Raw genomic sequence first — 12653 nt, 5'->3', positions numbered from 1 at the left:
AATGGGAAGGCCCCCGCCGTGTCCCTCACTGCCGTCACCGTGCCTCCGCGGTCAGGCAAGACGCCGCGTACGACGCTCGCCGTGGCGTGCGCCGCTCCCCTGCTGGCGCTGCTGAACTACACCGTGCCGATGGTCACGCTGCCCGAGACCGCCCAGGCCCTCGGCGCCGGGCCCACCGGCCCGGCCTGGATCCTCAACGCCGTCTCCCTGGGCCTCGCCGCGCTGCTGCTCGTGGCCGGGGCCATCGCCGACGACCACGGACGCAGACGGACCTTCGTCGCCGGCACGGCCACGCTCGCCGCCGCGGGCGTCGCCGCCGCGCTCGCCCCCACCACGCTGGTCTTCGTCCTGGCCCGCCTGGTCCAGGGAGGCGCGAGCGCGGCCCTGCTCGCCGCCAGCCTCGGCATCATCGGGCACGCCTTCCCCGCCGGGCACGACCGCGTCCGTGCCACCGGCCTCTACGGGGCGATGCTCGGGCTCGGCGTCGCGCTCGGCCCACTGGTGTCCGGGGTGCTCGCCACCGCGGCGAGCTGGCGCGGCGTCTACTGGACGGTCGCGCTGTCCGCCGCCGTGCTGGCGGTGGTGGCCCACCGGTCGCTGCCGGAGTCGCGCGCCGCCGAGCCGCGGCGGGTCGACATCCCGGGTGTCGTCACGCTGAGCCTCGGCCTGGCCGCGCTGATCGCCGGGGTCGTCGAAGGACGGCTCGGCTGGGGCAGGCCCGTCGTGCTGTGGGCCTTCGCCGCGGCCGTCGTGCTGCTGGCCGCCTTCGCCGTCATCGAGACCCGCCGCCGCGAGCCGATGCTCGACATGGGCCTGTTCCGCCGGCCGCCGTTCCTGGTGGCCACCGGCGGCGCGCTCGTCACCGGTTTCGCGCTGATCGGGCTGATGAGCTACCTGCCCACCGTGCTCCAGGTCACCCGGGGCATGACGCCGCTCGGCAGCGCCGCGCTGTTCAGCATCTGGTCGGGCCTGTCCTTCGTCGCCGCCCTGCAGGCCCGCAGGTTCCTCCCGCACGCCAGGGCCAGGCTCGCGCTCGGCCTGGCTCTGTCGGGCGTGGGCACGCCGGTGCTGCTCGGACTGGTCACCGGCTGGTCCTGGTGGAAGGTCGTGCTCGGCCTGGCCGTGTCGGGCGTCGGCAGCGGCCTGGTCAACGCCGCTCTCACCCACCTGGCGATCGAGAGCGTGCCGCAGCACCGGGTGAGCATGGGCTCGGGCGCCAACAACACCGCCCGCTACGTCGGGTCGTCGCTGGGCGTGGCGATGATCGCGGCCATCGTCGGCGGCCACGGGCCGGCCGGGGGCATCGACATCGGCATCGCCGTCTGCTCCGCCCTGATGCTGCTCACCGCCCTCGCCGTGGCGCTGGTGCGCACCCACCGGGCGTGAGGTGCCCCGCCGGGGGGCTCAGTCGAGCGCCGTCGGGTCGGGAAGCCTGCTCAGGACCGTGTTGTGCAGGCGCTGGAAGACCATCGAGGTGCGAAAGCTCACGATCTCCTTGCGCTTGCTCAGCCGGTCGAGCAGGAACGCGTGCAAATGGTCCAGATCTTGGGCCGTGACGTGCAGCAGGAAGTCGTCGCCCCCGGAGAGCACGAAGACGCTGAGCACCTCGGGCAGCCTGCCGACCGACTCCTTGAACGCCGTGATGACCGTGCGGCTCAGCGGGCGCACCTGCACCGACACCATCGCCTGGACGCCCCGGTTGAGCGCCCCGAGCTCGATGTCGGCGTGGTAGCCGCGGATCACCCCGCGCCGGGTGAGCGAGCGCACCCGTTCGAGGCAGGTCGAGGGGGCGACGCCGAGCTGACGGGCCAGCTCACGGTTGGACTGCCGAGCGTCCGCCTGGAGCAGGCGGACTATCTCCGAATCAAGTTCGTCCACGAGCGGCATTCTGCCACCACTTCCGGCCGCACGTTCGATCGAGGGGATATCTGAACGGTCGTATGGCTAGCTTCGACGGTGTTCACCGACCGTCTGAAGGGATCCGCCATGCGACCTCCGACGAAGGCACCCCGTGGGACGTGTGACGGTCCCACCGCCTTTCGCCAGCCGGCCTGTGACCTCACCGGCCCTCCCCGGGTGGCTTCCGGCGATTCCGCCGGCTCCCGCCCTGGGACGCGCGAAAACCCCGCCGGCTCTCCCCCGGCTCCGGCCGTGCCGCCCCGTACCGCCGCGCCCCGTGCGGGCGGGCACCGGCTGGGCCTCGGGCAGGGCACCGCGCTGCTGGTGGGCGCCGTGCTCGGGCCCGGCGTCCTGGCGCTGCCGCGCCTCGCGGCCGACGCGGCCGGCCCCGCCTCGGTCATCGCGTGGGCCGGCCTGCTCGCGCTCAGCGTGCCCGTCGCCCTCACCTTCGCCGTGCTCGGCGCGCGCTTCCCCGGCGGCGGAGGCGTGGCGGCGTTCGCCGCGCGCGCGTTCGGCCCGTCGGCCTCCGTCGTCGTGGGCTGGTGGTTCTACTTCTCCATCCCGATCGGCGTGCTGGCCGGCGCCCTCATCGGCGCGCAGTACGTCGGGGAGGTGCTCAACCTCGGCTCCGGCGGCACGCCCGCGGTGGCGGTCATGCTGCTGACGGCCGCGTTCGCCGCCAACCACGCGGGGCTACGGGTGTCGGGACGGCTGCAACTGGTCCTCACCTGCCTGCTGGCGCTGCTACTGGTCGTCGCGGTGCTGGTGGCCGCGCCGCACATCCGCGCGAGCGGCTTCACGCCCTTCGCCCCGCACGGCTGGGCGGGGGTCGGCCACGCGGCGGGCGTGCTGTTCTTCGCCTTCGTGGGCTGGGAGGCGGCGAGCCACCTGTCCGGCGACTTCGCCGACCCGCGCCGCGACCTTCCCCGCGCCACGGCGCTCACGCTCCTCGTCGCGGGCGTGCTGTACCTGGCACTGGCCGTGACGACGGTGGGCGTGCTGGGCGCCGGAGCGGCCACGGCCGCCGTGCCGCTCGCGACGTTGCTCGGGCACGGCCTCGGCCCCGCCGCGGGCCCGGCCGCCGCGGCGGCGGCCGTCCTGCTGTCCTTCGGGGCCGTCAACACCTACATCGCCGGCGCGGCCCGGCTCGGCGTGACGCTGGCCCGGGAGGGCGCGCTGCCACGGCATCTGGCGACGGGCGCGGCGGCCGGCCGCGGCCTCGCGCTGCCCGCCGTCCTGACGGCGGGGTCGGTGGCGATCAGCGTGACCTTCTCGCTGGACCTGGACACGCTCATGCGCGTCACCTCCGCGTGCCTGGCGGCGGTGACCTTCGCGGGCTGCGCCGCCGCGACCCGCCTGCTGAGCGGCCGCGGGCGGTGGACGGCGGCGGTCGCGACGGTGTTCACCGTCGTCGTCCTGCTGTCCTGTGGCGCCTACCTCGCGGTGCCGGCCTGCCTGGCGGCCGTCGCGGCGCTGACCCGGCCAAGGGGGCGATGGACGAACGCTATACGCGTGTGTAGTCTCATGTACAAGCGAATAGGAACCTGCACCAAGAGATAGGAGAAGGCGTGACGGCGACCGGGCCGGACCATGAGGACCTGACCGCACGGGCCCGCATCCGAGAGGCGGCGCTGCGCCAGTTCGGGGAGCACGGGCTCGAACGGGCGACGATCCGGGGGATCGCCGCCGAGGCGGGCGTGTCCCCGGGGCTGGTGCGTCACCACTACGGCTCCAAACAGGGGCTGCGCGAGGCGTGTGACGACCACCTGGTCAAGATGGTCCGCCGGCTGAACGACCTGGCCAAGGGCGACGTCTCCCGCGGCCAGATGGGCAGCGTGGCCGCCTCCCGCGCCGCGCTGAAGCCCTACCAGCGCTACATGGCCCGCGCCCTGTCCGAAGGGGCCGCCGCGGCGCTGTTCGACGAGATGGTCCGCCTGTCGGAGGAATGGCTCGCCGAGATCGACGCCAGACGGCCCGACCCTCCCAAGGTCGACCGCAAGGTCCGGGCCACGCTCGGCACCGCGATGGCGCTGGCGATCCCCGTCCTCTACGAGCACGTCTCCCGGGGGATGGGCGTGGACATGTTCAGCCCGGAAGGCGACCGGCTGCTCTCCCTGGCCATGGTCGACATCTATTCGCACCCCCTGATCAGCCCGGAGGAGGCCGCCGTGCTCAACGACGCCCTCGACCGCACTCCCCTCCGGGCCACCCCAGCCGAGCGCGAAGGCGCGCCCGGCCGAGATGAGGAGCACCACGATGACTGACGCCATCTCGGCGTCCGGGCTCGTCAAGACCTTCGGGCCGACGCGGGCGCTGGACGGCCTGGACCTCACCGTCCGTACCGGTGAGGTGCACGGCTTCCTCGGGCCGAACGGCGCGGGGAAGAGCACCACGATCCGCGTCCTGCTCGGCATGATGCGCGCGGACGCGGGCACCGCGCGGCTGCTCGGCGGCGACCCGTGGGCCGAGGCGACCGAGCTGCACCGCAGGCTGGCCTACGTGCCGGGGGACGTCACGCTGTGGCCCCAGCTGTCCGGCGGCGAGGTCATCGACCTGCTCGGCCGCATGCGCGGCGGGCTGAACAAGCAGCGCCGGGCCGAGCTGCTGGAGCGCTTCGACCTCGACCCCCGCAAGAAGGGGCGCGCCTACTCCAAGGGCAACCGGCAGAAGGTCGCCCTGGTCGCCGCGCTGGCCTCCGACGTGGAGCTGCTGCTGCTCGACGAGCCGACCTCCGGGCTCGACCCGCTGATGGAGGAGGTGTTCCGGGACGCCATCCGCGAGGAGAAGCGCCGGGGCGACCGCACCGTGCTGCTGTCCAGCCACATCCTGGCCGAGGTCGAGGCGCTGTGCGACCGGCTCACCATCATCCGCGACGGCCGCGCCGTCGAGACCGGCACGCTGGACGACCTGCGCCACCTCACCCGCACCACCATCGACGCCGAGCTGACCGCCCCGGCCGACGGGCTGGCCGCCCTGCCCGGCGTGCACGACCTGCGCGCCGGCGAGGGCCGGGTTCGCTTCGACGTCGAGGCCGCCGCCCTCGAACCGGTCCTGCGCGAGCTGGCCGCCGCCGGGGTTCGGAGCCTCGTCAGCCGCCCCCCGACGCTGGAGGAGCTGTTCCTGCGGCACTACGACAGGTCCGGCGCGGCGGCGGCCGAGGAGAAGGTGTCGCGATGAGGGAGCTGACGGGCGTGGGCGGGCTGATCCGCCTCATCCTGCGCCGCGACCGGGTGCTCACCCCGCTGTGGGTGCTGTTCGTCGGCCTGGTGCCGGTCTCCTACGTGGCCGCCATCGACGGCCTGTTCCCGACGGAGGCCGGGCGGCGGGCGTACGCGGCGGCCAGCGGGCACAACGGCGGGTTCGTCGCCCTGTACGGCCCGCTGCACGGTTCGAGCCTCGGCGAGCTCGTCGCCTGGCGGGCGGGCTTCATTCCCATCGTGATCGGGCTGTTCAGCATCCTGACCGTGATCCGGCACACCCGCACCGAGGAGGAGGCCGGCCGCCGCGAGCTGCTCGGCTCGACCGTGATGGGCCGGCACGCGGGACTGGCCGCCGCGCTGGCCGTCACCATGGCCGCCGACCTGGTCCTCGGCGCGATCCTGGCGGGCGGCCTGGTCGGCCAGGGCCTGCCCGCCGCCGGGTCGTGGGCGCTCGGGCTGGGCTTCGCCGCCTGCGGGTGGGTCTACGCCGCGGTCGCGGCCGTGGCCGCCCAGCTGACCGGCGGCGCCGGCGGCGCGCGGGGCATCGCCATCGGCCTGCTCGGCGCCACCTTCGTCCTGCGTGTCACCGGCGACCTGAGCGCCCTGTCCAGCGACGGCACGCTCACGTGGGCCTCCTGGCTGTCGCCGATCGGCTGGGCGCACCGCGTGCGCCCGTACGCGGACGAGACCTGGTGGCCTCTGGCCCTGGCGGCCGGCGTCGCCGCGCTGCTGGTCGCCGTGGCCGTCGCGCTGTCGGCGCGGCGCGACATCGGCGCCGGCCTGCTGCCCCAGCGCCTCGGCCCCGCCTCGGCGGGTCCGGGCCTGCGCTCGCCGCTCGGCCTGGCCTGGCGCCTGCACCGCTCCCTGCTGGCCGGCTGGACCGCGGGGTTCCTCGCGCTCGGCGTCGTGCTCGGCTACCTGGCCGCGGGCATCGGCGACCTGGTGCGGGACGCCCCCGCGATGAGCGACATCATGATCCGCATCGGCGGGGTCCGCGGGCTGGTCGACAGCTACTTCTCCGGCCTGGTGGCACTGTTCGGGCTGCTCGCGGCGGGGTACGCCATCCAGGCCACGCTCAGGGCGCGCGAGGAGGAGTCCTCCGGGCGGGCAGAGCCGGTGCTGGGCACCGCCGTGGGCCGGGTGCGGTGGGCCGCCGGGCATCTGGCCTTCTCGCTGCTCGGCCCGGCCGTGGCGCTGGCCGCCGCCGGGCTGGCCATGGGGCTGACCCACGGGCTCAACACCGGCGACGTCGGCCGCGAGCTGCCCCGGGTGCTCGGGGCCGCCATGGTGCAGCTCCCGGCGGTGTGGGTCCTCGGCGCGGTCGCGGTGCTGCTGTTCGGCCTGCTGCCCCGCCTCGCGGCGGTCAGCTGGGGAGCGCTGGCGATCTGCCTGCTGATCGGGCTGGTCGGTCCGGCCCTGCGGGTGGACGAACGACTGCTGGAGGTCTCGCCGTTCACCCACCTGCCGCGGCTTCCCGGGGGCCCGATGAGCGTGACGCCGCTGCTGTGGCTCGCCGTCGTGGCAGCGGTGCTGGCCGGGGCCGGCCTCGCCGCCCTGCGCCGCCGCGACATCCCCGCCGCCTGAGCGCACAGAGAGGGCCGGCCCGCGACGGGACCGGCCCTCTCGCCGTCGGTCACGCCTGGGCGGCGTCCTGGTCGCCTCCGGCGCCGGCGCCGACCGGTTCACGGACGGCGGGGACGCGGACCGTGAGCGCGTCCGGCGCGATGGAGGCCTTCAGCTCGGTGACCTCCTCACGGTCGCCGCCGTCCAGCTCGTACATCAGCGGGGCGCCGAAGGTGGCGGTGACCTTCCTGGCCCGGGTGATGCGGACGAAGGGCGACTCGTCGGAGCGGCCGGCGGTCATCTGGCCGAGCACCCGCGCCCACTGGATCGGGCCCTTGGCGGTGGAGACGCCCACCTCCAGCCATCCGTCGTCGGGACGGGCGTCGTCGAACGCCTCGATGCCGCCGGTGATCGTGCCGACGTTGCCGAGCAGCAGGCAGCTCGCGTCGCCCTCGAACCACGTCGTGCCGTCGATCTTGATGGTCATCGGCACCAGCGGCCCGCCGACGTGCCGCACGGCGGCGCTGATGTAGGCCAGGCGGCCGAGCCGGCCCTTGGCGTCCCGGTCGGAGTCGGCCATGATCTTGGCCTCGAACCCGGCGCCCGCCATGACCGCGAAGTGCTCCCCATTGAGCACGCCGAGGTCCAGTTTCCGGTGCTCGCCGTGGAAGCCGATGCGCACGGCCTCCTCCAGGTCGATCGGGATGCCCATCTCTGTGGCGAACAGGTTGCCCGTCCCGGCGGGCAGGATCGCCATCGGCACCTCCGACCCGGCCATCACGTCGGCGCAGCGCTGCACCATGCCGTCGCCGCCCCACACGAACACCAGATCGGCCCCTTCCTTCAGGGCCTTGCGCACCTTCTTGGGCGCCTTCTTGCTCTTGGGCACCTCGTACCAGAGCAACTCGCCGACGTCCTGCTCGGTGATGAGCACGCGGAGCCGGTCCAGGCCCGCACCGAGCGTCTTCTTCCGATGAGCGATGACCGCGACCGTTGGAGACATGGTTTACGACTACCCACCAGGGGCGGCTTATGCCCGCCGGACACCCGGGAGGGGAGCCGGTACGGGCCGGGGTTCCCCTGGTGCACGCCGGTGGGCGGCTCTACGGCCGCCCACCGGCGTCACGACCCGGTCAGCTGCAACCGCTGGTGCTGCCGCAGCCCTCGCAGACGTAGCAGCTTCCGGCCGGGCGCATCTTGGTGCCGCAGGTCAGGCACAGCGGCGCGTCCGCCGTGCGGCCCTGGTGGCTCTCGAGCGCCGCCGTGCCGCCGGCCCGGCTCGCCGGAGCCGCGGGCGCCTGCGCCGCCTCGGCCACCGGCCCGGTGGCCTCCGGCCTGTCCTCGATCGGCGCCGACTGCGCGAGCGCGGCGGTGTCGATGATGACCTCCTGGACCGCGGCCGGGTCCTCGCCGCGCTGCTGCGCCGCGCGCTCGGCCGCCGAGAACACCCCGAGGGCCGCCCGCTCCTCGTAGGGCAGGTGGTCCAGCGCCAGGCGGCGGAAGATGTAGTCGACCACCGAGGCGGCCATGCGCACGTCCGGGTCGTCGGTCATGCCCGCCGGCTCGAAGCGCATGTTGATGAACTTGCTGACATAGGTGTCCAGCGGGACCCCGTACTGCAGGCCCACCGAGATCGCCACCGAGAAGGCGTCCATGACGCCCGCGAGGGTCGAGCCCTGCTTGGACATCTTCAGGAAGACCTCGCCGAGGCCGTCGTCGGGGTAGGACGAGGCGGTCATGTAGCCCTTGGCGCCGCCGACCGTGAAGCGGGTGGTGCTGCTCGGCCGCTGGTTGGGCAGGCGGCGGCGCTTGGGCTTGGGCACCTCGATGATCTGCACGACCGGCTCGGCGGCCTTCTCGGTGACCTTCTCATCGGCCTTCTTGGCGATCGACAGCGGCTGGCCGACCTTGCAGTTGTCCCGGTAGACCGCGAGCGCCTTCAGGCCGAGCCTCCAGCCCTCCAGGTAGACCTGCTCGATGTCCTCGACCGTGGCCGACTCGGGCAGGTTGACGGTCTTGGAGATCGCGCCCGACAGGAACGGCTGGGTGGCCGCCATCATGCGGACGTGCCCCATCGGGGCGATGGCCCGCTCGCCCATGGCGCAGTCGAACACCTCGTAGTGCTCGGGCTTGAGCCCGGGGGCGTCCATGACGTGGCCGTGCTCGCCGATGTACTCGACGATGGCCTCGGCCTGCTCGGGCTGGTAGCCGAGCTGCTTGAGCGCGCGCGGGATGGTCTGGTTGACGATCTGCATCGAGCCGCCGCCGACGAGCTTCTTGAACTTCACCAGCGCCAGATCCGGCTCGATGCCGGTGGTGTCGCAGTCCATCATCAGGCCGATGGTGCCGGTCGGGGCGAGCAGCGACGCCTGGGCGTTGCGGTAGCCGTTCTTCTCGCCCAGGCGCAGGCACTCCTGCCACTGCTTGGTCGCCTCGGCGAGGATCGGCCGGTCGAGGGCGTCCACGGCGCGAAGCGCGTCGCTCGCGGCGGCGTGCTTGCGCATGACCCGCTTGTGCGGCTCGGCGTTGCGCTGGTAGCCGTCGTAGGGGCCGACGATCGCGGCCAGCTCGGCGCTGCGGCGGTAGGACGCGCCGGTCATCAGGCTGGTGATGGCCCCGGCGACCGCCCGGCCGCCCTCGGAGTCGTAGGCGTGGCCGGTGGCCATCAGCAGCGCGCCGAGGTTGGCGTAGCCGATGCCGAGCTGGCGGTAGGCCCGCGTGGTCTCGGCGATCTTCTCGGTCGGGAAGTCGGCGAAGGTGATCGAGATGTCCATCGCCGTGATGATCAGCTCGGTCAGCTTGACGAACCGGTCGACGTCGAAGGTGTCGTCCTCGCGCAGGAACTTCAGCAGGTTGATGCTGGCCAGGTTGCACGAGGAGTTGTCCAGGTGGACGTACTCCGAGCAGGGGTTGGAGGCGGTGATGCGGCCGGTCTCGGGACAGGTGTGCCAGTCGTTGATGGTGTCGTCGTACTGCACGCCCGGGTCGGCGCACTCCCAGGCGGCCTGGGCCATCTTACGGAACAGCCCCTTGGCGTCGATCTCCTCGAGGACCTCGCCGCTCAGCCGGGCCCGCAGCCCGAACCGGCCGCCCGCCTCGACGGAGCGCATGAACTCGTCGGAGACCCGGACGGAGTTGTTGGCGTTCTGGTACTGGACCGAGACGATGTCCTTGCCGCCGAGGTCCATGTCGAAGCCGGCGTCGCGCAGCGCGCGGATCTTGTCCTCCTCGCGCGCCTTGGTCTCGATGAACTCCTCGATGTCGGGGTGGTCGACGTCCAGCACGACCATCTTGGCCGCGCGGCGGGTCGCGCCGCCGGACTTGATGGTGCCCGCGGAGGCGTCGGCGCCGCGCATGAACGACACCGGGCCGCTGGCCGTGCCGCCGCTGGACAGCAGCTCCTTGCTGGAGCGGATGCGGGAGAGGTTGACCCCCGAGCCGGACCCGCCCTTGAAGATCACCCCCTCCTCCTTGTACCACTCCAGGATCGACTCCATCTGGTCGTCGACCGACAGGATGAAACAAGCGGACACCTGCTGCGGAGAGGCGGTGCCGACGTTGAACCAGACGGGGGAGTTGAAGCTGAACACCTGGTGGATCAGGGCGTGCTTGAGCTCGTGGTCGAAGATCTCGGCGTCCTCGTCGGAGGCGAAGTAGCCGTTTTCGCGGCCGGTGCGGGTGTAGACCCCGACGACGCGGTCGACGAGCTGCCGCAGGCTCGTCTCGCGCTGCGGGGTGCCGACGGCGCCGCGGAAGTACTTGGTGGTGACGATGTTGGCCGCGTTGACCGACCAGGAGTCGGGGAACTCGACGCCGCGCTGCTCGAAGTTGATCGAGCCGTCCCGCCAGTTGGTCATGACAACGTCGCGGCGCTCCCAGCGCACCTGGTCGTACGGATGCACGCCGGGAGTGGTGTAGACGCGCTTGATCTTCAGGCCCTTGTGGGGCCGCTTGCCCCCGCGCCCCACTGAGCCGCTCACCGTCTCCGTCATGCTCTCCCCCTTCCGGGGCTCCGAGGAGCCCTCGTCTTGGAAACACATCGTCACGCCGCTGGCATCCCCCGGCGCCGGGGCAACATCTGGTCGTCGGGCCCCGCCGGGCCCGCGGTGGGCGATCAGCCTTCTCTGGCGGCTCGCGCCGACCTGAGCTGCTGGATCTCCTCTTCGAAGTCGGCGAGCGTCTCGAAGCCCCGGTAGACCGAGGCGAAACGCAGGTAGGCCACCTCGTCCAGCTCGCGCAGCGGCCCGAGGATCGCCAGCCCGACCTGGTGGGCGGGGATCTCGGCGGAGCCGGTGGCCCGGATGCTCTCTTCGACGCGCTGGCCGAGTTGCGCCAGCGAGTCCTCGCTGACGGGCCGCCCCTGGCAGGCCCGGCGGACGCCGGCGATCACCTTGTCCCGCGAGAAGGGCTCGGTCACGCCGCTGCGTTTGCCCACCATCAGCAACACCGTCTCCTGCGTGGTGAACCGGCGCCCGCACTCAGGGCAGGTGCGCCGCCGGCGGATCGCCGCGCCGTCCTCGGTGGAACGGCTGTCGATGACCCTGGTGTCCGGATGACGACAGAATGGACAATGCATGTGTCGCCTCCTTTTCTCGGCTCCCACCGGTCACAGGAGCACCGCCCCCGAATACGCGGGAGCCCGGGACGCGCGTCCCGGTAAAAGCCGCCCTATGTTTGCGCATTCGCGGGACGCGCGAGAGGCCTTCGCGCGCGCATGCGAATAAGCTCGCGCACGCACTGCGGCCTGCCTTCAGCGCGCCGACGGAAACACAACCTATGGTGAACCACATCGGTGTAACTACTAGATGTTGTGGTCCAACCGTAGGAGTGACGCACCATGAACGCAAGTCGGAACCGCCGGTGCGCCGCGATCGGGCCCGCCATCAGGGCGAACGGCGGTGGAACCGGCGTGTCGCGGGGCGCGCCCCCTCGTCCGCAACGAGGGCATCAGCGGTCACCCTGGCACCGCCGCCACGGTTGATCGACTTCGGCGCCCCTCCGGCATAAGATCGCGCAAGTCGAACACGATATCGATCGAACTCCCGTACGATGTCGTTCACCGGACGGTTCACCGAATGGGCGACTCTCGAACAACTGTTTGATGACGATCTTGAACAGGGTTATTGTCGCTGTGTGCGACACGAGCAATACGGATGGGGAGCCGGCCGGGCGGTTTGGCGTCAGAGGGCGTCCTTGGGGCGTCCGGCGAGGAGGACATTGTGAGCGAGCAGCAAGAGATCGGCACGGTCGTCAGCGATCTGGCGGTGCGCAGGCGTGACTCCCTTGGTCTCACCCCGCGGCAACGCAAGATCCTCGAGGTGATCCGTGACTCGGTCCAGCAGCGCGGGTATCCGCCGTCCATGCGCGAGATCGGCGAGGCCGTCCAGCTCACCAGCACCTCCAGCGTGTCCCACCAGTTGACCGCACTGCAGCGCAAGGGCTATCTCCGCCGTGACCCGCACCGTCCCCGCGCACTGGAGGTCCGCCTGCCCGGCGAGCCGGCGCTGTGGGTCGACCCCGTCGCGCCCGGCGAGGACGAACAGCTCGTGACCCGCCCGACGGCCGCGTTCGTCCCCCTGGTCGGCCGCATCGCCGCCGGTGGCCCCATCCTGGCCGAAGAGCGGGTCGAGGACGTCTTCGCCCTGCCCAAGCAGCTCGTCGGCGAGGGCACGCTGTTCCTGCTCCAGGTCGCCGGAGACTCGATGATCGACGTCGCCATCGCCGACGGCGACTGGGTGGTCGTGCGCCAGCAGCCGGTGGCCGACAACGGCGACATCGTCGCCGCCATGATCGACGGCGAGGCCACGGTGAAGACCTTCAAGCGCAAGGACGGCCACGTCTGGCTGGTGCCGCACAACGCCAACTACGACCCCATCCCCGGTGACGAGGCGACCGTCCTGGGCAAGGTCGTCGCGGTCCTGCGCAAGCTCTGACCGCCGCCCCCGACCCCCGCGATTCCCCGTCCGCGCCTGAGCGCTCACCCTTCCGGTG

The 12653-nt window shown here is 72.5% G+C and carries 10 protein-coding genes; 6 read left to right on the top strand and 4 right to left on the bottom strand.

The window, feature by feature from the left end:
- The first annotated feature begins 18 nt into the window (after nt 1-18).
- Nucleotides 19-1386, top strand: coding sequence for an MFS transporter (locus tag ACWEN6_RS00430; RefSeq protein ID WP_452568242.1), 1368 nt, complete (start codon nt 19-21; stop codon nt 1384-1386).
- A gap of 18 nt (nt 1387-1404) precedes the next feature.
- Here ACWEN6_RS00430 and ACWEN6_RS00425 read toward each other — a convergent pair whose 3' ends face one another.
- On the bottom strand, nt 1405-1887 hold the full coding sequence (locus tag ACWEN6_RS00425; protein WP_452568241.1) for an Lrp/AsnC family transcriptional regulator: 483 nt from the start codon (nt 1885-1887) through the stop codon (nt 1405-1407).
- A gap of 264 nt (nt 1888-2151) precedes the next feature.
- Between ACWEN6_RS00425 and ACWEN6_RS00420 the strand changes: the two genes are divergently transcribed.
- Genes ACWEN6_RS00420 through ACWEN6_RS00405 form a run of 4 tightly spaced genes read left to right on the top strand, consistent with a single transcriptional unit; the run spans nt 2152 to nt 6683 of the window.
- A complete protein-coding gene (locus tag ACWEN6_RS00420) occupies nt 2152-3459 on the top strand; it encodes an amino acid permease (protein ID WP_452568240.1) in 1308 nt (435 codons plus the stop codon).
- Between the two features lie 8 nt (nt 3460-3467).
- A complete protein-coding gene (locus ACWEN6_RS00415; protein WP_452568239.1) occupies nt 3468-4163 on the top strand; it encodes a TetR/AcrR family transcriptional regulator in 696 nt (231 codons plus the stop codon).
- Nucleotides 4156-5076, top strand: coding sequence for an ABC transporter ATP-binding protein (locus ACWEN6_RS00410; RefSeq protein ID WP_354849834.1), 921 nt, complete (start codon nt 4156-4158; stop codon nt 5074-5076). Before ACWEN6_RS00415 ends, ACWEN6_RS00410 begins: the two co-directional genes overlap by 8 nt.
- Nucleotides 5073-6683, top strand: coding sequence for an ABC transporter permease (locus ACWEN6_RS00405; RefSeq protein ID WP_452568238.1), 1611 nt, complete (start codon nt 5073-5075; stop codon nt 6681-6683). Before ACWEN6_RS00410 ends, ACWEN6_RS00405 begins: the two co-directional genes overlap by 4 nt.
- 49 nt (nt 6684-6732) lie before the next feature.
- On the opposite strand, the gene ACWEN6_RS00400 is transcribed toward ACWEN6_RS00405, so the two are convergent.
- The 3 genes from ACWEN6_RS00400 to nrdR all read right to left on the bottom strand — a co-directional run bounded on the left by ACWEN6_RS00400 (nt 6733) and on the right by nrdR (nt 11238).
- Nucleotides 6733-7665, bottom strand: a complete 933-nt coding sequence (locus ACWEN6_RS00400; RefSeq protein WP_354917512.1) for a diacylglycerol/lipid kinase family protein — start codon at nt 7663-7665, stop codon at nt 6733-6735.
- Between the two features lie 130 nt (nt 7666-7795).
- Nucleotides 7796-10654 (bottom strand): vitamin B12-dependent ribonucleotide reductase, encoded by a 2859-nt coding sequence (locus ACWEN6_RS00395; RefSeq protein WP_452568237.1) that lies wholly within the window; start codon nt 10652-10654, stop codon nt 7796-7798.
- 122 nt (nt 10655-10776) lie between these two features.
- Nucleotides 10777-11238, bottom strand: coding sequence for a transcriptional regulator NrdR (gene nrdR / locus ACWEN6_RS00390; RefSeq protein ID WP_354849823.1), 462 nt, complete (start codon nt 11236-11238; stop codon nt 10777-10779).
- Between the two features lie 577 nt (nt 11239-11815).
- On the opposite strand from nrdR, the gene lexA reads away from it, so the two are divergent.
- Complete coding sequence (gene lexA / locus ACWEN6_RS00385; protein ID WP_380829646.1) at nt 11816-12595, top strand: transcriptional repressor LexA; 780 nt, start codon at nt 11816-11818, stop codon at nt 12593-12595.
- Nucleotides 12596-12653: the final 58 nt, after the last annotated feature.

This window comes from Sphaerisporangium sp. NPDC004334 (genome assembly GCF_053602655.1).
Note: the sequence above shows the minus strand (reverse complement) of the source record. Positions and strands in the feature narration are given on the sequence as shown.